This is a genomic window from Succiniclasticum ruminis DSM 9236 (assembly GCF_900112895.1).
Lineage (GTDB): Bacteria > Bacillota > Negativicutes > Acidaminococcales > Acidaminococcaceae > Succiniclasticum > Succiniclasticum ruminis.
The window spans coordinates 1-22,670 of record NZ_FONL01000008.1; the positions used below are offsets into that span (position 1 = coordinate 1).

Here is a 22,670-nt window from a genome sequence, read left to right on the forward strand (position 1 = left end):
TTTATACCGGAACCGGTGAAGGTAAAACTGCCGGAGGCTAAGTTAGACGGAGGCAGCGGCGGGGGCCCGGAAGTTTCCCTGAAACTGTTGGAACCGGCGGAGAATGATATCTGGCTGAAGTTTGGCAAGAACTGGGGCGATTTGAAAGACGGCGCCGATTACCACAGCTCCACTACGTTGCTGGGCTGGGACAAGGCTGTTGCTCCCAACTGGCGGGCCGGTGCGTATGCCGGTTACAGTAAAACGGGTTTTGCGGACAATACGGCAGGCAACGAGCTGAAAGACACACGCATTGGCCTGTACGCCGGTTACAACAAAGCCGGACGGGAAGGTCTGGTGTTCCTGAATTATGGCTGGATGCGCAACAAACTGCACAGGGGCGTTATGGGCATGACTGCCGGTGCGGATTATCACAGCCGCATTCTGGAACTGGGCGGCGAGTATCTGTACGACCTGCAGGCGCGGAAGGATGTACCCTGGCATGTGCGGCCTTATGTGAACATACAGTTGTCCAGGCTGTGGCAGAACGGTTACAGCGAAACGGGTGCCGGTGTATTCAACCAGGTCGTGGAGAGCAAGCACAACGATTATTTCGGCGCAGGAGCCGGGGTAGAGTTCAAACGGTACCTGACCGGAGGGAATTATGCCGTCCGGGCCGGCATCCGTCACGCCTTTGCCGGCGCGGAACCGAGGCTGCGATACAGTTATATGGGTGATCAGGCGAACAGCTACGATATGCGCAACGTGCAGGACAGAACTCACTTTGTTTTATCCATCGGCGGTGAGACGGAACTTGGCAAAGGCTGGAGCATCGGCGGCGATGCCGGCTTTGTGCGGGGCAGTCACGACAAAGACTGGTCCTGCAGCGTTACGGTGAAGAGAATGTGGTAAATGGATGATTGCTTGTTTAATTATTAGTGTATAAACGGCAGTTAATTTTTGAGAAAAACGAGCTGTTATGTCAGTCAACAGAAATGAAGACAACAGACCGTAACATCTGCTTTTTGTCGGACAGCCGCGGAATTTCCGCGGCTGTCTTTTCTTGGTGCTAAAGCTCCAAGCAACAAGCCGGGAAACCGATACAACGGTTTCCCGGCTTGTTTGTGCGGTTTCAGAATCTTTGCTTTTCGTAAAGTTGTAATTTTCGTTTTTGGTTGAATGCGCCTTATTACTTATGATATAATTAAACAATTAACATGGGATAGTTTGCGTTTAATTTGTTTGGGAGGGCAGGACGATGCAAAAGACCACGGACTGGTTGGCCGGCGAGGCGTATTTACGGGATAAGGCGCCGGAGTTGCTTCCTTTCATAAATAAATATGGTCACTGTACGCTGGAACCGGATGGAATGGAGCGGTATTTTGAGGTGCTGCTGACGGGTATCGCGGCCCAACAGCTGCCCCCGGAGTCCAGCGCGAAGATCATGGAACAGCTGCGGCATCTGGCGGGGAACCCGGTGATGCCGGAGAAGCTGCTGGCCCTTACGGACGAGACCGTTGCCACCTGCGGCCTCTCGGCAATCAAGATAACGTACATGAAGGAATTCGCCCGGTTGGTGTTGGACCGTACCATTGATTTTGCTGCTTTTGCGGATATGCCAGACGCACAGATTGTTAAGCTGCTGAAAACGGTACGCGGCTTGGGGCAGTGGACGGTGGAAATGTTTTTACTGCTTTCCCTGTGCCGGCCGGATGTGCTGCCTGGAGATGATTTCCTCCTGAAAAAGGAAATGCAGCAATTGTTTAGCCTGAAAGATGTTCCCAAACGGGGACAGCTGAACAAACTGATGGAAGGCTGGCGTCCCTGGCGGAGCCTGGCAGTCTGGTATTTATGGCAGCACAGCGCGGACACCCGGAAACGCTGAGACGGAAGTTGCTAAGAGAGAAGAAGAAAGAAAAAGGAGAATGTTGATGATAGATTTTTTTGAACAGGTTAACGTGCTTTCCCAGGTGAGGGAAAATTTGCAGAAAATGGGAATCAAAACACCTATGCCGGTGCAACGGCAGGCGATACCTGCGTTGCTGAAGGGACGGGACGTGCTGGCCCGGGCCCAGACAGGGACGGGCAAGACGTTGGCATTTCTGATTCCGCTGGCCCAGAAGATCGAACCGGGCAGGAAATACGTGCAGGCGCTGGTGATTACGCCGACCCGGGAACTAGCCCAGCAGGTCAACGAAGTGATGAAGCAGGTGCTTGACGGGCTGGGGATCGCAACATTGGCGGTGACCGGAGGCCGTGATTTCGAAACCCAGAAAAACAAACTGGCGGGCAAGGCCCAGGTGCTGATCGGTACCCCGGGGCGCCTGTTGGACCATATTGAAAAAGGAAATACGGATCTGGGCGGAGTAAAATTCCTGGTGCTGGACGAAGTTGACGAGATGCTGGCTCAGGGATTTATGGATGACGCGCTGGAGCTGATTGCCATGACCGGGCCGGAACGGCAGACCATGCTGTGTTCCGCTACGGTTTCGGAAGAAATCAATAAACTGGGGCGCAAACTGACCACCAACTGCCAGATCATTGACATCGATCCGGAAGAGGCGGTGGTGAAAGCCATTCAGCAGATCTGCATCCGTACAACGGAGGAAAAAAAGCCGGAGACACTGATGCACCTCATCGACCGACTGAATCCTTATCTGATGCTGGTGTTCTGCATCAGCAAGGAGAGGGCGAAAGAAGTAGACGCTTTTTTGAGTGGGCATGGTTATAATGTGGGCGTGCTGACAGGTGATATGAGTGCGGCAAAGCGTAAAACGGTGATGAAAGAGTTCCGTGACGCCAAAATTCAGATTCTGGCGGCCAGTGACATTGCAGCCCGGGGACTGGACGTAGAAGGCGTGACCCATGTCATCAACTACGATGTGCCCCATGATGCGGACTGGTATGTACACCGGGTGGGCCGTACCGGTCGGGCCGGCAAAGACGGCATCGCCATTACGCTGTACACGCCGGAGGAGCTGCGCTGGCTTCATAATGTAGAGAAAAAACTGGGCGTGACGCTGGAAAAGCAGACGGTGAACGGACGGAAGATTGTTCGCCGCACCCGTATCGCGACGGCCCGGCGGCGGGAAGCGGAACAGAAAAAGGAAGCCCCGAAATCTCGTGGCCGTAATTCCGTAGCGGACAAGCGCCATGCTCCGAAGACCGGTTCCAACCGCCGGCAAATCAGCCGCCAGGCAGCCCGGGAAGCCTCCATGGCACTGAAAGAAAAGGCAAAAAAAGCGGCGAAACGTAAATAATATCAGTATACAGGTGATTCGTTTTGTTTTTAAAATCAGTAACAGCCTTCGGGTTCAAATCTTTCGCGGAACGCACCGCCCTGGAATTCGGCGCGGGCATCACCGCTGTGGTGGGACCCAACGGTTCGGGAAAAAGTAATATATCCGATGCGGTGCGCTGGGTGTTGGGCGAACAGAGCGCCAAATATCTCCGTGGCAGCAAAATGGAAGATATTATCTTTTCGGGTACCAGCAGGCGCCGTCCCTTGGGCGTGGCAGAAGTGACGCTGGTCTTCGACAACCGGGACCATATGCTGCCGCTGGATTTTGACGAGGTGAGCATTACCCGCCGTCTGTATCGTTCCGGCGACAGCGATTATGCTATCAACAAGAAAAACTGCAGATTAAAAGATATACTGGATCTGCTGGCGGATACGGGCATGGGAAAGGGTGCCATGTTCCTCATCGGGCAGAATAAAATCGACGAGATACTGAACAGCCGGCCGGAGGACCGTCGCTCCATCTTTGAAGAGGCGGCAGGAATTGCCCGGTTCCGCATGCGGAAGAAGGAAGCCACGCGCCGTCTGGATGATACGGCCAACAACCTGACCCGCATCAACGACATTAAAAGCGAAGTGGAAAGCCGGGTGGAGCCCTTGCGCATTGAGTCGGAGCGGACCACGCGCTTCAACGAGCTGAACGGAAAGCTGCGAATCTGCAAGCTGACCCAGTTCGTGCAGCGGGTGGAAACCATTGAACAGGCCCGGGCCAAACTCCAGCATGAGCAGGAGGACTGTAACCGCGTCTTTCTGGAAAAAAGCACGGAAGTGAGCGGACAGGAAGCGTTTCTGACCGGACTGCAGCAGGAACTGGACGCGTTAAACGATCAGGTATCCCATATCCAGGCGGGCATCACGGAAAAGGAAAAGGCCCTGGAAGCCATCAAGGGTGAAGACGCCGTGCTGGATGAACGCATTGAGCAGAGTATCCGGCAGCAGGGGAATATTGCAAAACGCAATGGAAAATTGCAGGAGCAGATCGGCCAATGGACGGCCCAGATGGAAACGCTGGCCAAAGAGTTTGACGTACTGGAAGCCAAACGGGACGAGGCTGCCGCACTGGTAACGGATCTGGAACAACAGCAGCAGGAACGCCTGCAGGCCCAGAAGGATAACGAGGCAAAGATTCAGGAACTGACAGACAGCAATTTTGAAGATATGCGCAAGATGGTAGAATTGCGCAATGAGATCCGCCAGCTGGAAACGGAGCAGGAACAGCGCATGAACCGCCGCAACCGGTTGAAGGACGACGTGGACGCTGCGGAACAGCGGGTCGCGGAATTAACAGAAGAACAGCGGAATCTGATTTCCCGCAAGGGTGAGCTGGAACAGGATGTGTCCCGCTACATAAAAGAAGGAAACGAACTGGCAGGCACAGCGGCGGAACGCCGGGAACTGTTCCAGACGATAGAACGTAAATACAATGAATGCCAGACGCAGATTGCAGCAGCAGAATCCCGTCTGCACCTGTTGCGTGAGATGCAGCAGTCCCTGGAAGGCTTTGGCTTCGGTGTAAAAGCAGTCATGCAGAGCCGGGAGGACTGGCATGAGGACTTAATCGGGCCAGCCGCGGCGCTGATCTCTGTGGAACCAGAATATGTGACCGCTGTGGAAACGGCCCTGGGCGCCGGGGCCCAGAACATTGTGATTCAGTCGGCGGAGGCGGCGAAACGTGCCATCCGCTATCTGAAGGAGCATAAAGAAGGCAGGGCGACGTTCCTGCCCCTGGATACCATAAAAGAACCGGTGTTGAAGTCGGACGAGAAAGCCCTGGTAAAACTGCCGGGGATCCGGGGATTTGCGGCGGACCTGCTGCAATGTGAGGAAAAAGTGAAACCGGCTGTCCGGTTCCTCGTGGGCAGGGTGCTGGTGGCGGAAACCATGGATCATGCCCTGGCCGCGGCAAAAAAGAGCAACTTCCGGCTCCGGGTGGTAACGCTGGACGGTGACGTGGTGAACACGGGCGGTTCCCTCACCGGCGGCAGCCGCCAGAAGAAAGAGTCCGGTTATCTGACCCGGGAACGGGATGTGAAAGCACAGGAAGCGGCGTTACGGAAATTCAATAAAAACCTGTTGTCTATCCAGGAAGAAAAAGAAGTTCTGGAAGACGAACTGGCAGAGCGGGAAAAACGGCTCTCCGTATTACGGGATACCGTGCAGCAGAAAAATATCCGCCTGACGGAAATGAAAGCGGAAGAGCAACGCCTTTCCGATGAACTGAAACGGGAGAATGAGGCGCTGGAGCTGGCCATGGATACCCGCAGCCAGCTGGGCAATGAGTACCTTTCGGTACGGAAACTGCTGGCGGAGAAACAGAAACCCCTGCAGGAAATGGAAGCGGCCAACGAAGAAGCGAAGAATACGCTGGACGCGTTGCAGAAAAAGATATCGTCCGACAAGAGCGCGTTGGAAACGCTGGCGTTACGGTTGCAGGATGCACGGGTTCAGTCGGAAACCGCCAACACCCAGCGGCAGCTGAAAAACGAACGTATGCAGCAGTTGGACAGTGATTTGGGACGGTTGCAGGGCGATTTTAACGTTAACGAGGAAGAAAGTGAAAGACTGGCGGGCGTAGTTGAAGCCAGCAAAACAAAGAAGACTGAACTGGCGGAACAGACGAAAACCCTGATGCACGAGCTGCAGGATATCCTCACCGGTCAGCACGATTTTTCGGAGCAGCGGCTGGAGCTGATCCAGAAGCAGGGGGCTGCCGGAGAAAAACTGAAAAACCTGCGGGGCGAACTGGCGAAAGCGGAAAGCAAAGTGCATCAGAACGAGATCGATAACGCAAAGCTGGAAAGCGATTACCAGAACGCGCTGGAGCAGCTGACCTCTGAATACAAGGTGAACCTGGCGGAAGCCAAAGAAGAGGCGAAAGCGGAAGGTGTGCTGGAGGACAAGAGTGAGACGGCTCTGCGCCGGATGCAGGTTTCCCTGCAACGGCAGATTGAAGAACTGGGACCGGTGAATCCCGGTGCCATTGAAGAGTACAAAGCGGTCAGCGAACGCTATGAGTTTTTGCAGAAGCAGTACAACGATCTCTGCGAGGCAAGGGACAAGCTCCAGTCTGTTATAGCGGAAATCAATTCGGGTATGACGAAACGGTTTAAGGAAGCCTTCGGCAAGATCAACGGCTTTTTCCAGAATACCTATGTGCAGCTCTTTGGCGGCGGCACCGCGGTGCTGAAACTTTCGGACCCGGAAAACATTCTGGAGTCCGGCATTGATATTGAAGCCCAGCCTCCGGGGAAGAAACTCCAGAGCCTGTTTCTCCTTTCCGGCGGGGAAAGGGCGCTGACGGTCATCGCGCTGCTGTTTGCGCTGTTGAGTTACCATCCGTCGCCATTCTGTATTCTGGATGAGATTGACGCACCGCTGGACGATGCGAATATAGGGCGCTTCTCCAAGTTCCTGGAAGGCTACGCCATGCAAACCCAGTTTATCGTCATTACCCACCGGAAAGGAACCATGGAAGCAGCTAATGTCATGTACGGGGTAACCATGGAGGAATCCGGTGTGTCCAAAATTATTTCCGTGAAGATGAGTGATAAACTGATTAAGGATAGTGTATAGTACTATTTTTATAAGTATATATTTTACGTATAGAAAGGAAGAAGAGCCATGGGCTTTTTTGAGAAACTGAAATCGGGGCTGACCAAGACGCGTCAGAACTTTACCGACCGGATTTCGGAACTGGTGGGCATGTCTGCCAAAGTGGATGAGGATTTTCTGGAAGAACTGGAGATGATTCTGCTAACGGCCGACGTAGGCGTGAAGACTACGGAAAAACTGATTGAGAACGTGCGTCAGGCTGCTAAGAAAAAAGAAATCAAAGGTACGGAGGACGTGCTTCCGTTCTTGAAAAAACAGATTGCAGCCATGCTGAAGGACGACGGAGTGCGGACCCGTATCGGCGCGCGTCCCACTGTAATTCTGGTGGTAGGTGTCAACGGCGTGGGTAAGACAACCACCATCGGCAAGCTGTCCAACTACTTCCGTCTGTTTAATTACAAAGTGATGATGGCGGCGGGGGATACCTTCCGTGCCGCGGCCTCTGCCCAACTGAAAATCTGGGGCGAGCGGGCCCAGTGCGATGTGATTGCCCATGGAGAGGGGGCAGATCCGGCTGCGGTGGTATTTGACGCACTGAAAGCGGCCAAGGCTCGCGGCATTGACGTGCTGTTCATTGATACGGCAGGGCGCTTGCAAAACAAGGTGAACCTGATGAACGAGCTGGGTAAAATTGACCGAATAATCAAACGTGAGATTCCGGAAGCACCTCACGAAGTGTTCCTGGTGTTGGACGCTACAACCGGACAGAATGCCATTACGCAGGCCAAGGTGTTCACGGAAACTACCAAGATTACAGGCATTGTGCTGACCAAGCTGGACGGGACTGCTAAAGGCGGCGTGGTTGTGGCCATCCGCGAAGAACTGGGCCTGCCGGTAAAATGGATCGGTATCGGGGAAGGAATCATGGACTTCCGGCCCTTTGAACCGGATAAGTTTGTCGACGCGCTGTTTGCCACGGACGAACCGGAGGAGTAGAAATGCGACGCATTGAGGGGACAACAGTTTTATGTTTGCGGTTATTGTAAATACTATTACCATACTCATCGGCGCCTCCGTCGGGCTCCTGCTTCGCAAAGGATTGCCCGAATCCATTTCCGATGCCATGATGAAAGGCCTTGGCCTTTGCACGATCGTTATCGGCATTCAGGGGATGATTGAGGAAGAGAATATCCTGGTTTTGATTTTATCAACTATTATCGGTATCGTCATCGGTGAATGGCTGGATGTGGACGGGCGAATAAACCGGGCTGCGGAAAGCCTGACATCCCGCTTTACAGGGAAAGGCGAAGGGGCGAAGATTGCCCAGGCTTTTGTGACCTCCTGCCTGATTATGAATGTTGGAGCCATGACCATCGTGGGATCTCTGGACGCGGGGTTGCGGGGTAATTTCAGTATGCTGTATACCAAGTCGCTGCTGGATCTGATTTCCGGCATCCCCATGGCGGCGGCCATGGGCGTGGGTGTAATGGGCTCCGCACTTTTTACGCTGGTCTTCCAGGGCGGTATCGTCCTGTTGGCAGAATACATCGCGCCCTATTTATCCGAAACGCTGATAAAGGAACTGATTTGCACCGGCAGTCTGATGATTCTGGCCATCGGCCTGAACATGCTGGAACTTACCAAATTGAAAGTGCTGAACTACCTGCCGGGTCTGCTGGTTGTTCCATTAGCGCTGAAGCTGATGCAGGCGCTGGGGCTTTAGTATCGTTTTTTCTGTACAGGAATAGCACTGGATGATATAATATGTTTGTAATTGTAGGGAGATTTCTTCCTGCCACTGGGTAAATGTTACCCGCTAGAAGTGAATTACTTTAACGGAAAAGGAGATGAAAAGTATGAAAAAACTGTCTGTGCTGGCTGCTGTTCTCTGTGCCATGGCGATATCTCTGCCAATGTCCGCAGACGCGGGTTTTAATATTGGCAACGTACTAAAAGGAAAACCAACTGCGAAAACCGAAAAACCTTCTGCCGGAAAAGTAAATCCTGCCGCACCGGTGAAACAAGGAGGGAAAGCAACTATTACTGTAACTTGTGATGGCGCACCGCTTCAATATGCAAGTGCTTATATCGGACCAGGCATTGAATATCGCCTGGAAGACGGGAAATGCCATGTCATCAATAAAAGCAGTATGGGCGGCATGACCAGCGATAAGGGCATTGTGGAAGTTGAGTATCCCAAGCAGGGCTGCAACATTGTAATTTTCAAGGTCGGGTTTGAGCCGATTCTCCTGCGGAATGTTGTTCTTCCCAGCAGCCATACGCTGACGACCACGAAAAATCCAGATGTAAAAGGCGTTAAATTTGACTGATCTGTCAGAACACAGTATGTTTTGGTGAAGGTATCACGATAACGCAGCAACAATAATTACTGTGACGAAATTATTTTTTAAAGCTGTCAAGCAAAAATACTTGACAGCTTTTCTTTGTCCGTGTATAATGCTCATGTTGAGTAAAAGGGAATGAGGTTGACAGAATGGCAGCAAATGCGTTTGATGACCGGATCCGTTTCGGCAGCCTGTATGAAATCTACGGTGCCCTGCTGACGGAAAAGCAACGGCAGTGCCTGGAGCTGTACTTCTGTGAAGATTATTCCCTGGCAGAAGTCGCCGAAGAGATGCAGGTGTCCCGGCAGGCAATCCACGATTTGCTGAGGCGCGTGGAACAGACGCTGGAGCATTACGAAACGATGTTGGGTTTTTTACAGCGCATGGAGAATACCAGAAGGCTGACCGAAGAAGCGGCGGCGATTCTGGACAGCGAGGCAAAAAAACGTAAAGATACAGAGTTTTCCCGCTTGAGGGAAATCCTGGAAGAATTGAACGATGAAAGCAGGTAACTGAATGGCTTTTGAGAGCTTGTCCGAGCGGTTGCAGAACGCGATCAAGATGTTCCGCGGCACGAAAGAAATAACCGAAGAAGACCTGAAGGAACCGCTGCGCCAGGTACGCATGGCGCTGTTGGAGGCTGACGTAAATTTCAAAGTCGCGAAAAATTTTGTCGCAAAAATCAAAGAGCGCGCCTTAGGCGCGGAAATTCAACAGAACCTGAGCCCCAGCCAGCAGATCATCAAAATCGTTGACGAAGAGCTGACTGCGCTTTTGGGTGGAACCCAGGCCAAACTGACGGTGGCGGATAAGCCTCCCACCATTATCATGCTGGTTGGTCTGCAGGGCACCGGTAAAACCACTACGGTGGGTAAGCTGGCCTACAATCTGAAGAAGAAAAAGAAAAGCCCGTTGCTGGTGGCCGCTGACGTATATCGACCGGCTGCTATCACCCAGCTGCAGGTGCTGGGCGAACAGGTTGGGGTACCGGTGTTTTCCCTGGGGAACGAAATTTCACCGGTGGAAATTGCCCGGCAGTCGCTGGACAAAGCGGCCCATTTGGCCTGCGATACGATTATTATCGATACCGCCGGCCGTCTGCACATCGATGAGAAGCTGATGGAAGAACTGCAGGATATCAAAGCGACGGTAAATCCCCATGAGATTCTGCTGACAGTGGATGCCATGACCGGCCAGGACGCCGTGACCGTGGCGGATACCTTTAATAAAGACCTGGGCCTGACGGGCCTGGTGGTAACCAAGCTGGACGGCGACGCCCGGGGCGGCGCGGTGCTTTCCGTACGGGAAGTGACCGGTTGTCCGGTAAAATTCGTAGGTATGGGTGAAAAGCTGGACGCGCTGGAACCGTTTTATCCGGACCGTATGGCTTCCCGTATCCTGGGTATGGGCGATATCCTGTCCCTGATCGATAAGATCAAAGATACCACCGACCTGGCCAAAGTGCTGGAGGCGGAAAAGAAGATCAAGAAAGACGAGTTTACCCTTGAGCAGTTCCTGGAGCAAATGCAGCAGATCAAGAAGCTAGGTTCCCTGGATACTATCCTGGGTATGATTCCCGGCATGGGCGGCATCAGCCAGAAGCTGAAGGAAGCCAACGTGGATGAAAAAGAATTCGCCAGAGTAGAAGCGATTATCCGCTCCATGACACCGAAGGAACGGCAGAAACCGGAGATTATCAACGGCAGCCGCCGCAAGCGTATTGCTGCCGGCAGCGGCATGAAGGTTCAGGATGTGAACCGCCTGCTGAAGAACTTCGACGACAGCAAGAAGCTGATGAAGAAGATGCAGGGCATGGCCAAGTTTGCTTCAAAGGGTGGCAAAATGCTTCCCTTTATGCATAAATAGGCAAAAGGAGCTGTACGGTTCCGAAGCCTGAGGGAAGGCTGATAGGAACGGTCTTCCATTATACCAGGTAATTAGTCAGAAGTATGAATCCCATGATAAGGAGGTGAAACTGAAATGGCAGTAAAGATTCGTTTAAAACGTATGGGCGCTAAGAAAGTTCCGTTCTACCGTGTAGTTGTAGCTGACGCGCGTTCCCCGCGTGACGGCAAGTTCATCGAAAGCATCGGCTATTACGATCCCGTTGCGACTCCTGCAAATGTAAAGATTGACGAGGAAAAAGCTCTGGAATGGCTGGGCAATGGCGCACAGCCGACCGATACCGTGAAGAACCTGTTCAGCAAACAGGGCATCATGAAGAAATTTGCGGAAGCTAAAAACGCGAAGTAATTAAGGGGGCGTGATTTGCATGAAGGAATTGGTAGAAGTTATGGCCAAATCTCTGGTTAGCAATCCGTCGGCAGTGACAGTGGAGGAGGAAACGACCGGTACAACAACTGTACTCCGCCTCCATGTTGCCCCTGATGATATGGGTAAGGTAATTGGCAAACAGGGCCGCATAGCGAAAGCGATCCGCTCCGTTATGAAGGCGGTTGCAACCCGTGAGAATGTGAAAGTTATCGTAGAGATCGTTGAGTAAAGATTTATAACTGGTACGTAAAGGTGGTAAATTATGGCAGATTCTATGTGGATTCGTGTTCCCGTTGCAATTAAGGCAAAAGTTACAGAAGATTTGAAACTGAAAATAATTGGAGATCTCCAAAACACGATAAAACAAATGGAAGCAGACCTGAATCAGTTTGATTTCCAGGCGAAACAGGTAATGAATCAGGCTGCCAACGATCTTTCCGCAGCTCCCCGTCTGCGCGAGCAGATTGAAGTGGAACGCAAAAAACGCACCGATGCGAAAGCGGAAGCGGAAGAACAGCTAAAGCAGGCGAACAATCTGCAGCTTGGCGCGGAAATCGGATATGGAACCCCGATGGAACGCATGGTTGAAGTCAAAATCGGCGACAACCTGCAGGCACTGATGGGTGCGGAAATTTTAACGGAAGACGGGAAGATCATCGCTTTCCGTATGTGAGAAACGCAATGCAAAAAGTTGTATTAGGCCAGATAGTCGCTCCGCACGGTGTGCGGGGCGATTTACGTATTATGCCGTTAACATCCAACACGCAGCTGTTCCTGGACATGGACTATCTGCTGCTGCCCAATGAACGGCGGCTGCAGATTGTAAAGGCCCGGCCCCATAAAAACATCATGCTGGTTACCGTGAAAGAGATTACCTCCATAGAGGAGGCGGAAAAACTGCGGGGCCAGAAGGTTTCCGTGTACCGGGAAGACATGCCGGAACTTCCTGAAGGGCGTTACTATGTGGGCGACCTGATCGGTCTGCCGGTAGTGGATGAAGAGGGCAAGCAGATCGGCATATTCAAGGATGTGCTGCAAACCGGCAGTAAGGATGTGTATGTGATCCAGCCTCCGGAAGGCAGGGATATCCTGGTAGTCAACATTCCCGAAAACATCCGGGAAATTGACCTGCAAAACCGACGAATTGTTGTCCGCCTGCCGGAATGGGACGAGGAAGAAATACGCTGAATGTTCTTTGTGAAATGCCCGCGCGGGGCAGCAGCAATGAGGAAGAGATACGATGAAATTTATCTTTGTCACCCTGTTCCCGGAACAGATTGAAGCCGCGGCAGACCACAGCATGCTGAAGCGCGCCATGGATACGGGCATCCTTCAGATGGAATGCGTCAACCCGCGGGATTTTTCACTGAACCGGCATCATTCGGTGGACGACGCACCTTTTGGAGGTGGCGTGGGCATGGTGCTGAAACCAGAGCCCGTGGTAGAAGCCATCAGGGTTGCCAGGGCCAAAGCACCGGGAGCCCCTGTCATTGCCATGAGCCCGGGAGGATGTACTTTTAAACAGTTACTGGCGGAAGAGTGGGCGAAAAACGAAAAAGGCCTGATTTTTCTCTGTGGGCATTATGAAGGCTTTGACGAACGCATCTATCATTGGGTGGATTTGAAGATTAGCATCGGCGATTTCGTCCTGACAGGGGGCGAACTGCCCGCCCTGATGATTATGGACGCGGTAAGCCGGTTTGTGCCCGGCGTGCTGGGCAAGCTGGCCAGCGCGGAAGAGGATTCCTTTTCCAGCGGGTTGCTGGAATATCCCCAGTACACCCGCCCGGTGGTGTTTGAAGGCATGGAAGTGCCGGAAGTGCTGCGCAGCGGTAATCATAAACTGATTGCCCGGTGGCGGCGGAAACAGGCGTTGAAGGTTACTTATCTGCTGCGTCCGGACATGCTGCCGGAAGAATTGGATAAGCAGGATAAGAAACTGCTGGAAGAAATTAAGGACGAAGTATAATTTTATTGTAAGAAATAGTTGTAAGTTTTATAAAAAAAGCTTGCAACGTAATTACTTGTGTGGTAAAATACTACACGTGTAAAACGGACGGTCCGCTGTGCAGCATTCGTAAGTCGCATGAACGTCTATGATTTAGGAGGAAAACATGAACATCATTGAAGCACTGGATAAAGAACAGTTACGTTCTGATATCCCCGAGTTCCGTGCCGGCGACACCGTTAAAGTTTATGTTAAGGTTGTTGAAGGTACACGTGAACGCGTACAGTTATTTGAAGGCGTTGTAATTTCCCGGAGTGGTTCCGGTGTCCGCGAAATGTTCACCGTCCGCCGTATCTCCTACGGTGTAGGCGTAGAAAGAACGTTCCCGGTACACAGCCCGCGTCTGGAGAAGATCGTAGTAGCGCGCAAGGGTGTTGTTCGCAGAGCGAAACTGTACTATCTGCGTAACCTTACCGGTAAAGCTGCTCGTATCCGTGAACGCCGCTAATCTGGTGCATAAAGGGGGCTGCAAAGGCAGTCCTCTTTTTTGTTAGCCTGAAGATACAGATTTGCATAGTGAGAGGGGTAAACTGTATGAGCGATAAATCCGGAGGATCCTTTCAGGATTCGCTGAATGACTGGCTCGTGTCTATCATCGTCGCGGTAGCGCTGGCCTTTTGTATCCGAACTTTTATTTTTGAACCTTATAAAGTGGAAGGCACTTCCATGTATCCGACGCTGTTCAACCAGGAAAGGCTGATCGTAAACAAATTCGGCTATTTCCTGGATGATCCGAAACGTAATGAAATCGTCGTGTTCCGTTATCCGAAAGACGAGAGCCGCGATTTTATCAAACGTGTCATCGCGGTAGGCGGTGACACGGTGGAAATGCGTGACGGTGCCGTGCTGATTAACGGGAAGAAAATCGACGAGCCCTACACCTGGAAGGAAGACCCGAAAGGGCTGAACCATTCCAATTACCGCAAGAGCCTGGTGCCCAAGGATCACATTTTCGTGCTGGGCGATAACCGCAACAATTCGGAAGACAGCCGCTTCGCGGATGTGGACTTTGTGCCGCTGCGTCTGGTAAAAGGCAAGGCTGCTGTTGTGTTCTGGCCTTTTGAAAGGTTCCGTAAACTGCCGTGAGGTCGTTATGGATGTAAAGGATTTTAAGATTCAATGGTTCCCGGGGCATATGACCAAAGCCCGGCGGATGATGGAGGGGCAGTTACGCCTGGTGGACGTGGTTGTGGAGTTGCTGGATGCCCGTATTCCCGGTTCCAGCATTAACCCCATGCTGCGGCAGATGGCAGGGAACAAGCCCCGTGTCATTGCGCTGAACAAAATGGATATGGCCGACCCGGTCAAGACAGAAGCCTGGCTGCTGAAACTGAAACAGGGGGGCGTACCGGTCTGTTCCATTGACTGTCATACAGGCAAAGGTGTCAAGCAGATGATCAGTCTGGTAAAGGAAGCCGCAAGACCCATTACGGAGAAATGGCTGAAAAAAGGCGTAAAGAACCGTGACGTCCGGCTCATGATCGTGGGTGTGCCCAATGTGGGGAAATCCACACTGATCAACCGGCTGGCGGGGCAGGTGAAAGCCATCGCTTCCGACCGTCCCGGTGTGACGAAACAAAAGCAGTGGGTGAACATCGCCAGGGGATTGCAGTTGCTGGACACCCCCGGGGTGTTGTGGCCTAAGTTTGAGGATCCGGAAACAGGACTGCATCTGGCTCTGACCGGAGCGGTAAAAGATGACATCTATGACCGCAGGGACGCGCTGGTCCTGTTGCTTCAGGAAATGCTGAAAAAATATCCGCAGCAGCTGGCTATGTTTTACCATATCACACTGGAACCGGAAGATACAGCGGAAACCGTTATGGAAAAAATCGGCGCCGCCCGGGGTTGTGTGAAAGCCGGCGGAGTTCTGGATATGAACAAAGTGGAGCAGATGGTCCTTTATGAATTTAAAACCGCGAAGATGGGGCGCTTCACCTTGGACGAACCGATATAAACGTTACAGGTAGCAGAGAATAATCTGCAAAAACCAAATTAAAACTGCCGGCTTAGAGCCGGCTTTTTTATTAGCGGAAATGAGGTTGCCAAAAAGGCAGGGCAGGCGGTACAATTTAAAAAGATAATTATTCTTACCTGAAAAAATAGTAGGATGGAGTAACGTACATGAGTTTCATCCGGGGAGGATATACAAATGAAATTAGCAGAAATCAAAACAATATTAGCTGGTACCCCGACAGAAGAGCAACTGGTTGAATTGAAAAAGGACGAACGCAGCGGTGTACAGAAACTGCTGGCGGCGTACGATAAAAAACGGGAAAAAGAAAAGATGGAACGCCAGCGTTTTGCCAACATGCTGAACTATGAAAAAGAATACATGGCATTACCCGGCATTCAATATATTGCCGGCGTGGATGAAGCAGGCCGGGGCCCGCTGGCAGGTCCGCTGGTCATTGCGGGGGTCATTTTGCCGGAAGATGTGTTTATCGCCGGCTTGAACGACAGCAAAAAGTTGAGCGAAGCAAAGCGGGAGGCACTGTATCCGGAGATTCTGGAGAAAGCGGTTGCCGTGCTGGTCAATGTTGTCAGCATATCCAATATTGACAAGGAGAATATTTACCACGCAACCCAGGAAGGCATGGAACAGATTTTGCGTCAGTTGCGGGTGCGCCCCCAGGTGGCGCTGGTGGATGCCATGCACCCTCACGTGGAAGGTGTTGAGACCGTTCCCATCATCCACGGCGATGCTCTGAGCGCCTCTATTGCTGCGGCTTCTGTTGTGGCAAAGGTAACCCGTGACCGCCTCATGCAGAAACTGGATCAGGTTTATCCCCAGTACGGGCTGGCACAGAATAAAGGGTACGGCAGTCAGCTGCATATGGACGCAATCCGGAAGTTCGGCGCCACGAAAATCCATCGCCGCAGTTACGAACCTGTCCGAAGCATGAACCTTCCACCGGTGGAAGCCCGGGATAATTACCTGTTCGAACCGGAAAACGGAAGGGAAGACGCAGGATTGCAAGAGTTGCTGGAAGATTTGGAGGCGTGAATTATTTTAAGCAAAAAGGAAATTGGCAGTCGGGGCGAAGAGATTGCCGCAGAGTTTCTGGAACGTAAAGGACTGCAGGTTGTGGAGCGGAATTATCGCAGTCGCTGGGGAGAGTTGGATTTGATTGCGATAAAATCCGATCCGGAATATTTTGAGAGTGAAGTGAATTATGATGATGCACTTCAGAAAATAAGCAATGTTGCGCAGGCACAGCGGGGAGCCAGCGTGCATTTTGTGGAAGTGAAAACCAGGACCGGAACGGGCTATGGTACTCCCGGTGCCGCGGTCACCTGTACGAAACAGCAGAAGTTACGCAAAACCGCGCTGATTTGGCTACAGGAGCAGGAACAGTATTATTCTGATTTGTGTTTTGATGTCATTGAAGTTTGGGTTGTGGGGAAAGCAGCTAAAATCCGATGGTTGCAACGTTGTTTTTGAAAAGGAGTGTGATGGTATTTGTACGCAAGAGTGTCAGGTGAGACGCCGGCTGGATTAAACGGCGCTGGCGTGGTGGTGGAGGTGGACATTGAACGGGGTCTGCCTGCTTTTGAAATCGTAGGCCTGCCGGATATGGCGATTCGCGAATCCAGGGAGCGGGTACGGACAGCGCTGAAGAATTCAGGATTTCCTTTCCCGCAGAACCGGATTACGGTGAATCTGGCACCGGCCAATTTGCGAAAGGACGGCAGCGGGCTGGACCTTCCTATCGCAGTTGGAATTCTGGTCTCTCTCGGAGTGCTGCCTCAGGATAAAGTTCAAGACAAGGTGTTTATCGGGGAACTTTCCCTTGAGGGAGCAATCAGAGAAGTAAACGGGGTGCTTCCCATGGTGTTGGACGCCCGTCGTCAGCATATGCCTGAGGTTTTCATTCCTCAGGGAAACGGGGAAGAAGGGCGGCTGATAGATGGTATCGCAATTTACACGCCGGTACATTTAAAGCAGCTGGTGACCCATTTGCTGTGTCCCTGTCTGGAATTGTTGCAACATAAGGAATTGGAACTTTCAGAACCGGAGAATGTCGACATTGATTTTTCCGATGTTCACGGGCAGAGGGTGGTAAAGCGGGCATTGGAAATTGCGGCGGCAGGCGGCCATAATATCCTGCTGACAGGTTCTCCCGGCAGCGGAAAGACCATGCTGGCCCGCAGACTGCCTACTATTTTGCCGCCAATGACCAAAGAAGAGGTGCTGGAGGTTACGAAAATCTACAGTATTGCGGGTCTGCTGAATAACAAATCGAACTTGATAAACCAACGGCCGTTCCGCAGTCCCCACCACACGATTACCTTAAGCGCGCTGATTGGCGGCGGCTCGGTTCCTGTTCCGGGGGAAGTGACGCTGAGTCATAACGGTGTTCTGTTTCTGGACGAGTTCCCTGAATTTTCCAAGGCGGTGCTTGAGGTGTTGCGCCAGCCGCTGGAAGATCACATTGTAACAATTAACCGGGTGCATGGCTCTTATATTTTTCCCGCTTCATTCCTTCTGTGTTGTGCGCAGAATCCCTGTTATTGTGGATTCGCCGGGGATCCGGTTCACGAATGCATCTGTCGTCCCGCTGATATTGAGCGCTATCAACGTAAGATTTCCGGACCTATTTCCGATCGTATTGACCTGCAGGTGTACGTGCCAAGGGTAAAATATGAAGATCTGCACGCAACGGAAGCGGAAGAAACATCAGCGCAGATTCGTGAGCGTGTCTGCGCGGCCCGCAATATTCAACTGAAGCGGCTAAAACGATATGGTGTTTACTGCAATGCCGGCATGAATCACCGGCAGGTGGAACGGTTCTGTAAACTGGATGCGGCTTGCAATACGTTGATGGAAAACGCCTTCTGCAAGCTGGGGCTCAGCGCCCGCAGTTATGACCGGATCCTGAAAGTAGCCCGCACTATTGCGGACTTAGAAACAAGCGACATCATTTTTCCGTCACATATTGCGGAAGCCATTCAGCTACGGACACAGGTGAATCAGTGAATGGTATGTCTTAAAGGGCTTTTCATAAGATGTTTTCTGTAAATGAAGAATTAAATCAGAGGTGGCTGGCAAGGTCACCTCTTTTTTTGGTATAATACTATAAAGTCCAGGTTAATGAAATCGTAATGTTATATTGTACAGGAGCGTTAAAAATGGAATTTAAGGAAGTAGTTAAAAACCGTTATTCCTGCAAAAAATTCAACGGCAGGCAGGTGGAAAGTGATAAGCTGAAAGCAATTCTGGAAGCGGGGAGGCTGGCTCCGACCGCAAAAAATCTACAGGAGCAGCGTATCTATGTGATTCAGTCCGATGAGGTTCTTGCCAGAATTGACACGGCAACGCCGTGCCGGTATGGCGCGCCGACAGTACTTGTCGTCGCTTATGATAAGAACAATGTGTTCACCTATCCGGGTGGCAAATGTAATTCCGGTGCAGAAGACGCAACGATTGTAGCGACGCATATGATTCTTGCTGCTGCTAATGAAGGAGTGGACAGCTGCTGGCTGAATTTTTTTGATCCGGAAAAACTGGCGGAAACGCTCGGTTTGCCGGAGAACGAAGAAATCCTGATGCTGATGGATCTGGGATACGCAGCGGAAGGCATTGGTCCGCTTCCCAAACATACGGACCGGAAACGCCTGGACCAGACTGTGAGTTTTATGTAAAAACCTTGCATTTAATAAGGATGAAGTATCATGATTACGTTGTCTGGACTTAAGAAATTCTTTGATGCAATTGATAGCGGTCATACATGGAAATGTGTTGTCGCGGGAAGCGAGATTGATGACGTAAAAAAGGATCGTGAAAGTTCCGTTATAATTGAAGGCTATGATTTTTCAGAAAAAGCTGTTTATTTTGAAGGGCGCTACCTGCCGTTTTCACAGATAAAAAGTATCCGCAGTCAACCTTCCGCTATCCGTATACGGGGAGGCGGCTGCGGTATCGGGCTTCCGGTTTTTAAAATCCGGCTGGATTACGGCGTAAAAAATCCGGTTGTACTGGTTGTGGAAAATAAAGACAATGTGGACGAAATCATCAACAGAATTTGTATGGGTAATCGTGATACTACCCTGGAATATTATGTGGATCCCCACACCGGATTAAGACCGGAGAAAATTTCGCCGCCTTTATACTGAGCAATTTCGATAAACGATCGTGTAAACCGGTAATTTCAATGGGGCATCATTTTTCCGTTTATTCACTGTTGCTTTGCTTACATATCAGAGGAGAGATTCCACTATGATTACTGATAAGGAATGGGAAGCGAACCTGAAACGGCTCAATGACCTTGCGATGCAGAACGAGGTAGGCATCAAACCGCTGTATGAAAAAGACTACTTGAAAGAGTTCTATGATTTCTATGAAATTAAAAACAGAAAGGCAAAACTGGTTCCGGCAGAAGAAGGTTTTGAGGAAACATTAAAAAACGTAAGCGGTGAGTACCGATGGGAGGCTATTGCTGAAAAGACGAAAAGCCTGTTTGGTTTACCGCTTCGTGTGACAGTCTTTGACGATGATACAAAGCTGAAGGAGGAATTGGAAGGCCCCGACGGACTTGCTCCCTTCTTCTTTGTTTTTGATATGATGTTCTGCGAATATGGGGAGTATACCTTGTGCTTCATTTCGGGAAGCAACAACTAGAAAACAGAAGAACAGGCAGGCTGTAGAAAGCATGATAGAAATGATTATTGACGCGCATATGCATTATTTCAATGTTGAGGGTTTTGACGAACTTGCCAGGCTGGCGGACCATGAAAATTCCCGCCGGGGCTGGCAGGATATTTGCGAAACAAACCATATCGCTTTTTCTGTCGCCATGGGGAACAGTTACGATGCGCCCTGCCGATTTGGAGGAGTTACGCCCCGGCTTATAAACCTTGGGGGGGAACCTTTTTGCGTACAGCCTTATAATCAGCCTGACAACGTGGGATACTGCCTGGGGGTGCAAAGCGAAGAGATAACCCCGGGCAACGCCGAAAGGACCGCTATGGAGTTTGAGTATTATTTGCAACGTGACCCCCATTGCCTGGGCATAAAGTTTTATATGGGTTACCAGAACGTACACCTGTATGACCCGCGTCATGAACCGCTGTTTGAACTGGCGAAATCCTACGATGTGCCCGTGGCCATGCACAGTGGGGAAACCGCAAATCACCACGGCAGGCTGCGTTATTCCCATCCGCTGACGGTAGACGAAGCGGCTTGCCGGCACCCGGATGTACGTTTTGTTATTTGTCACATGGGTAATCCATGGATTGTGGATGCTTTTGAAGTGGCGAGTAAAAATGAGAACGTTTTCATGGATTTTTCCGGTTTGTGGGAACACCGGCTGACGCCGGAGAGAGAGCGTGAAATTGAGGACTTTCAGAAGTATGTACGCATGTGGCTGACTTATCACGGAATATGGGACAAGATCATGTACGGAAGTGACTGGCCCCTTGTCAATATCCCGGATAATATCCGCAACCTGGGCAAGATTGTTCCGGAAGAACACTGGGGCGAGTTTTATTATGATAATGCGCTCCGGGTGTACAGCAGGATTAAAATAATAAAGACTGTGACAGGTAGTTGATGGTTGGTGTGAGGAAAATAATATGAAAAAAATAACAATAGAAATTGACACAGAATATATTCCGGCTGTTTCGCTGTTGAAACTGGCTGGCGTTGTGGAAAGTGGCGGTCAGGCTTCTTATGAGATAGAGCAGGGGCATGTGACCATGGACGGAGTCGTTTTAAAAGAAAAACGCAAAAAGGTAAGACCGGGAAGCACTGTGGTTCTGAATCATGAATACGCGATTCATGTAACCGGTTAATGCAGTATCTTAAGCACAACAAAAAAACAGCTAATCCAAGGTTTAACTTCAGATTAGCTGATTGTTGATTTAGAAAACGTGTTCCAGGTGCCGGTGGCCGTGTCGGTCGCGCCATATTCTGTCCATGTGTCTGTGGCCGCGATGGTCAAGCCACTTGTGTACCCTTACAAGAACATAGCCATGATGACGGCTGAACCTGTGAACCGGTTGGTGATGTTCAATTCTGATCATATGAGGTGGCGGATTTTTAAGATGAGGGGCAGCTTCAGCGCTGTGCAACCCCATGATGCCGGTCAGAACGGTAACGGCCAATAATCCTCCCAGTATTTTCTTCATAATATCAACCTCCTTTATTTTTGTTGGTAATACTATAACGTAAAAATCGCTCAAAACTATGACATAAAAGGTACTTTTATTTGTCATAGCAGAGTATGAGCAAGTTCTCAGCAGCATGATTTTCAGGTTACCCATTGAGGAGTGGATTTTCACAAGGGTATCAGGGAAAGAAAAGGTGAAGAATGAAAACAGTTGAAGAATACCTGTCCCACTGCTATTCAATACCGGAAATTCCGCCGGCTCTCCCTTTGCCTGCGGAAACGTTTGTTGAAAGCTGGAAAGAGGCGGCAGGAAAAGAGGCGTTGGATTTTCTGGTGGAAATTTCCGGCAGTAGTAATAGGGTATTTCCTTTAAAAGATAAAGACGCACTTCGCATTTTTCTAAAAGAAACCCTGGGAGGTCCTCTTCCGGTTATTGTCACAGGGAATCACGGGGATTTCCTGAGCGTGGAAGCGATGCTGAACGGCCGGGATGTTTTATCTGGTATACCGGTTACGGTAAACGCTTTTACTTTGCCGGCCCGGGCGGATAAAATCAGTGGCCATCGTGTGATTCTTCTGGGACGAGCACCTTACAGCAATGTTCCGTCCCAACAGCTTGGTCTGGAAGAAGAGTTGTGGCTGGAACGTTCTTTCCGACTGCGGCTTGCTCATGAATGCGTCCATTATGAAACGCTGCGGCTGTTTGGGGATATGCAGAATCACGCCCTTGACGAAATTGTTGCGGATGCGATAGGTCAGATTGTGGCATTTGGTAATTTTAGTGCGGAGCGGCAGAGGTTATTTTTCGGGCTCGGGAAGGGTACTGGCCGCTGCACCGGGAGGCTTTCCTTTTATTGCCGGGGTGTACTGCCATGGGAAAGGGAGAAAGTGTACCGGTCTGTGGATATGGTGCTTGATTTAATCGAAGCTGAATTAACACGTTTCCTGGCCGGGAAAGCAGAACCTCCTGCAACAAAGGGCGCGTTATCTGATTTTAGCGATATTCTGTCACACAAAAAAGTAAAATATGAACTGCTTGCCTTGCTTTCCGGAACAAGCATTGCGGAAAAGACCGGTAACAGGCGGAATTAAAACAGACATAA

The 22,670-nt window shown here is 50.9% G+C and carries 27 protein-coding genes; 26 read left to right on the forward strand and 1 reads right to left on the reverse strand.

Translation table 11 applies throughout. The annotated features are described in order from the left end of the window. The 25 genes from BM159_RS06690 to BM159_RS06810 form a co-directional block, all read left to right on the forward strand. Positions 1-891: autotransporter outer membrane beta-barrel domain-containing protein (locus BM159_RS06690; RefSeq protein WP_143089407.1), on the forward strand; the 891-nt coding region annotated here is incomplete at its 5' end. Positions 892-1,237: 346 nt separating this feature from the next. Beyond that, on the forward strand, positions 1,238-1,864 hold the full coding sequence (locus BM159_RS06695) for a DNA-3-methyladenine glycosylase family protein (RefSeq protein ID WP_093913480.1): 627 nt from the start codon (positions 1,238-1,240) through the stop codon (positions 1,862-1,864). A 46-nt stretch (positions 1,865-1,910) separates the two neighbouring features. Beyond that, positions 1,911-3,239, forward strand: a complete 1,329-nt coding sequence (locus BM159_RS06700; RefSeq protein WP_093913481.1) for a DEAD/DEAH box helicase — start codon at positions 1,911-1,913, stop codon at positions 3,237-3,239. Between the two features lie 23 nt (positions 3,240-3,262). Then, positions 3,263-6,850 carry a chromosome segregation protein SMC gene (gene smc, locus BM159_RS06705; RefSeq protein ID WP_093913482.1) on the forward strand — a complete coding sequence of 1,196 codons (3,588 nt, stop codon included), beginning with the start codon at positions 3,263-3,265 and terminating at the stop codon, positions 6,848-6,850. Positions 6,851-6,898: 48 nt separating this feature from the next. Beyond that, positions 6,899-7,825: a signal recognition particle-docking protein FtsY gene (ftsY, locus tag BM159_RS06710; RefSeq protein WP_093913483.1), complete on the forward strand. Its 927-nt coding sequence runs from the start codon at positions 6,899-6,901 to the stop codon at positions 7,823-7,825. A 31-nt stretch (positions 7,826-7,856) separates the two neighbouring features. Then, entirely contained in the window at positions 7,857-8,552 is a 696-nt protein-coding gene (locus BM159_RS06715; protein WP_093913484.1) for a DUF554 domain-containing protein, read from the forward strand. 133 nt (positions 8,553-8,685) lie between these two features. Further along, positions 8,686-9,159, forward strand: a complete 474-nt coding sequence (locus BM159_RS06720; RefSeq protein WP_093913485.1) for a hypothetical protein — start codon at positions 8,686-8,688, stop codon at positions 9,157-9,159. Between the two features lie 164 nt (positions 9,160-9,323). Continuing rightward, a complete protein-coding gene (ylxM, locus tag BM159_RS06725; protein WP_093913486.1) occupies positions 9,324-9,686 on the forward strand; it encodes a YlxM family DNA-binding protein in 363 nt (120 codons plus the stop codon). 4 nt (positions 9,687-9,690) lie between these two features. Further along, positions 9,691-11,040, forward strand: a complete 1,350-nt coding sequence (gene ffh, locus BM159_RS06730) for a signal recognition particle protein (protein ID WP_093913487.1) — start codon at positions 9,691-9,693, stop codon at positions 11,038-11,040. A 114-nt stretch (positions 11,041-11,154) separates the two neighbouring features. Beyond that, entirely contained in the window at positions 11,155-11,427 is a 273-nt protein-coding gene (rpsP, locus tag BM159_RS06735; protein WP_093913488.1) for a 30S ribosomal protein S16, read from the forward strand. 19 nt (positions 11,428-11,446) lie between these two features. Then, on the forward strand, positions 11,447-11,677 hold the full coding sequence (locus tag BM159_RS06740; RefSeq protein ID WP_093913489.1) for a KH domain-containing protein: 231 nt from the start codon (positions 11,447-11,449) through the stop codon (positions 11,675-11,677). A gap of 33 nt (positions 11,678-11,710) precedes the next feature. Next, positions 11,711-12,121: a YlqD family protein gene (locus BM159_RS06745; protein WP_093913490.1), complete on the forward strand. Its 411-nt coding sequence runs from the start codon at positions 11,711-11,713 to the stop codon at positions 12,119-12,121. After that, positions 12,118-12,636 (forward strand): ribosome maturation factor RimM, encoded by a 519-nt coding sequence (gene rimM / locus BM159_RS06750; protein WP_245763667.1) that lies wholly within the window; start codon positions 12,118-12,120, stop codon positions 12,634-12,636. The genes BM159_RS06745 and rimM overlap by 4 nt, the downstream gene beginning before the upstream one ends. A gap of 52 nt (positions 12,637-12,688) precedes the next feature. Continuing rightward, on the forward strand, positions 12,689-13,417 hold the full coding sequence (gene trmD / locus BM159_RS06755; RefSeq protein WP_093913492.1) for a tRNA (guanosine(37)-N1)-methyltransferase TrmD: 729 nt from the start codon (positions 12,689-12,691) through the stop codon (positions 13,415-13,417). A 145-nt stretch (positions 13,418-13,562) separates the two neighbouring features. After that, positions 13,563-13,904: a 50S ribosomal protein L19 gene (gene rplS, locus BM159_RS06760; RefSeq protein WP_093730005.1), complete on the forward strand. Its 342-nt coding sequence runs from the start codon at positions 13,563-13,565 to the stop codon at positions 13,902-13,904. A gap of 86 nt (positions 13,905-13,990) precedes the next feature. Then, positions 13,991-14,542, forward strand: coding sequence for a signal peptidase I (gene lepB, locus BM159_RS06765; protein ID WP_093913493.1), 552 nt, complete (start codon positions 13,991-13,993; stop codon positions 14,540-14,542). A 7-nt stretch (positions 14,543-14,549) separates the two neighbouring features. Further along, positions 14,550-15,413 (forward strand): ribosome biogenesis GTPase YlqF, encoded by an 864-nt coding sequence (gene ylqF / locus BM159_RS06770; protein WP_093913494.1) that lies wholly within the window; start codon positions 14,550-14,552, stop codon positions 15,411-15,413. Between the two features lie 195 nt (positions 15,414-15,608). Then, positions 15,609-16,463 (forward strand): ribonuclease HII, encoded by an 855-nt coding sequence (locus BM159_RS06775; RefSeq protein ID WP_093913495.1) that lies wholly within the window; start codon positions 15,609-15,611, stop codon positions 16,461-16,463. A gap of 81 nt (positions 16,464-16,544) precedes the next feature. Next, entirely contained in the window at positions 16,545-16,901 is a 357-nt protein-coding gene (locus BM159_RS06780; RefSeq protein ID WP_245763668.1) for a YraN family protein, read from the forward strand. Between the two features lie 18 nt (positions 16,902-16,919). After that, positions 16,920-18,437 carry a YifB family Mg chelatase-like AAA ATPase gene (locus BM159_RS06785; protein WP_093913497.1) on the forward strand — a complete coding sequence of 506 codons (1,518 nt, stop codon included), beginning with the start codon at positions 16,920-16,922 and terminating at the stop codon, positions 18,435-18,437. A gap of 152 nt (positions 18,438-18,589) precedes the next feature. Continuing rightward, entirely contained in the window at positions 18,590-19,102 is a 513-nt protein-coding gene (locus tag BM159_RS06790; protein ID WP_093913498.1) for a nitroreductase family protein, read from the forward strand. Positions 19,103-19,132: 30 nt separating this feature from the next. Beyond that, a complete protein-coding gene (locus BM159_RS06795; protein WP_093913499.1) occupies positions 19,133-19,573 on the forward strand; it encodes a hypothetical protein in 441 nt (146 codons plus the stop codon). Between the two features lie 103 nt (positions 19,574-19,676). Continuing rightward, positions 19,677-20,078 carry a hypothetical protein gene (locus BM159_RS06800; RefSeq protein ID WP_093913500.1) on the forward strand — a complete coding sequence of 134 codons (402 nt, stop codon included), beginning with the start codon at positions 19,677-19,679 and terminating at the stop codon, positions 20,076-20,078. A 31-nt stretch (positions 20,079-20,109) separates the two neighbouring features. Continuing rightward, positions 20,110-21,009: an amidohydrolase family protein gene (locus BM159_RS06805; RefSeq protein WP_245763669.1), complete on the forward strand. Its 900-nt coding sequence runs from the start codon at positions 20,110-20,112 to the stop codon at positions 21,007-21,009. A 22-nt stretch (positions 21,010-21,031) separates the two neighbouring features. Then, a complete protein-coding gene (locus BM159_RS06810) occupies positions 21,032-21,250 on the forward strand; it encodes an RNA-binding S4 domain-containing protein (protein WP_093913501.1) in 219 nt (72 codons plus the stop codon). A 69-nt stretch (positions 21,251-21,319) separates the two neighbouring features. On the opposite strand, the gene BM159_RS06815 is transcribed toward BM159_RS06810, so the two are convergent. Beyond that, positions 21,320-21,586, reverse strand: coding sequence for a hypothetical protein (locus BM159_RS06815; RefSeq protein ID WP_093913502.1), 267 nt, complete (start codon positions 21,584-21,586; stop codon positions 21,320-21,322). Positions 21,587-21,768: 182 nt separating this feature from the next. On the opposite strand from BM159_RS06815, the gene BM159_RS06820 reads away from it, so the two are divergent. After that, the gene (locus BM159_RS06820) at positions 21,769-22,659 is read left to right on the forward strand and encodes a DUF7005 family protein (RefSeq protein WP_093913503.1); all 891 of its coding nucleotides are present in this window, start codon (positions 21,769-21,771) and stop codon (positions 22,657-22,659) included. The last annotated feature ends 11 nt before the right edge of the window (positions 22,660-22,670 follow it).

Bases quoted from the DNA above. Each gene is read 5' to 3' on its own strand.
- lepB (WP_093913493.1), top strand. From the start codon at position 13,991: ATGAGCGATAAATCCGGAGGATCCTTTCAGGATTCGCTGAATGACTGG.
- BM159_RS06775 (WP_093913495.1), top strand. From the start codon at position 15,609: ATGAAATTAGCAGAAATCAAAACAATATTAGCTGGTACCCCGACAGAA.
- BM159_RS06795 (WP_093913499.1), top strand. From the start codon at position 19,133: ATGATTACGTTGTCTGGACTTAAGAAATTCTTTGATGCAATTGATAGC.
- BM159_RS06805 (WP_245763669.1), top strand. From the start codon at position 20,110: ATGATAGAAATGATTATTGACGCGCATATGCATTATTTCAATGTTGAG.
- ftsY (WP_093913483.1), top strand. From the start codon at position 6,899: ATGGGCTTTTTTGAGAAACTGAAATCGGGGCTGACCAAGACGCGTCAG.
- rplS (WP_093730005.1), top strand. From the start codon at position 13,563: ATGAACATCATTGAAGCACTGGATAAAGAACAGTTACGTTCTGATATC.
- ylxM (WP_093913486.1), top strand. From the start codon at position 9,324: ATGGCAGCAAATGCGTTTGATGACCGGATCCGTTTCGGCAGCCTGTAT.
- ylqF (WP_093913494.1), top strand. From the start codon at position 14,550: ATGGATGTAAAGGATTTTAAGATTCAATGGTTCCCGGGGCATATGACC.
- BM159_RS06700 (WP_093913481.1), top strand. From the start codon at position 1,911: ATGATAGATTTTTTTGAACAGGTTAACGTGCTTTCCCAGGTGAGGGAA.
- BM159_RS06740 (WP_093913489.1), top strand. From the start codon at position 11,447: ATGAAGGAATTGGTAGAAGTTATGGCCAAATCTCTGGTTAGCAATCCG.
- trmD (WP_093913492.1), top strand. From the start codon at position 12,689: ATGAAATTTATCTTTGTCACCCTGTTCCCGGAACAGATTGAAGCCGCG.
- BM159_RS06715 (WP_093913484.1), top strand. From the start codon at position 7,857: ATGTTTGCGGTTATTGTAAATACTATTACCATACTCATCGGCGCCTCC.
- BM159_RS06695 (WP_093913480.1), top strand. From the start codon at position 1,238: ATGCAAAAGACCACGGACTGGTTGGCCGGCGAGGCGTATTTACGGGAT.
- BM159_RS06800 (WP_093913500.1), top strand. From the start codon at position 19,677: ATGATTACTGATAAGGAATGGGAAGCGAACCTGAAACGGCTCAATGAC.
- BM159_RS06815 (WP_093913502.1), bottom strand. From the start codon at position 21,586: ATGAAGAAAATACTGGGAGGATTATTGGCCGTTACCGTTCTGACCGGC.
- rpsP (WP_093913488.1), top strand. From the start codon at position 11,155: ATGGCAGTAAAGATTCGTTTAAAACGTATGGGCGCTAAGAAAGTTCCG.
- ffh (WP_093913487.1), top strand. From the start codon at position 9,691: ATGGCTTTTGAGAGCTTGTCCGAGCGGTTGCAGAACGCGATCAAGATG.
- BM159_RS06720 (WP_093913485.1), top strand. From the start codon at position 8,686: ATGAAAAAACTGTCTGTGCTGGCTGCTGTTCTCTGTGCCATGGCGATA.
- BM159_RS06790 (WP_093913498.1), top strand. From the start codon at position 18,590: ATGGAATTTAAGGAAGTAGTTAAAAACCGTTATTCCTGCAAAAAATTC.
- BM159_RS06810 (WP_093913501.1), top strand. From the start codon at position 21,032: ATGAAAAAAATAACAATAGAAATTGACACAGAATATATTCCGGCTGTT.
- BM159_RS06745 (WP_093913490.1), top strand. From the start codon at position 11,711: ATGGCAGATTCTATGTGGATTCGTGTTCCCGTTGCAATTAAGGCAAAA.
- BM159_RS06820 (WP_093913503.1), top strand. From the start codon at position 21,769: ATGAAAACAGTTGAAGAATACCTGTCCCACTGCTATTCAATACCGGAA.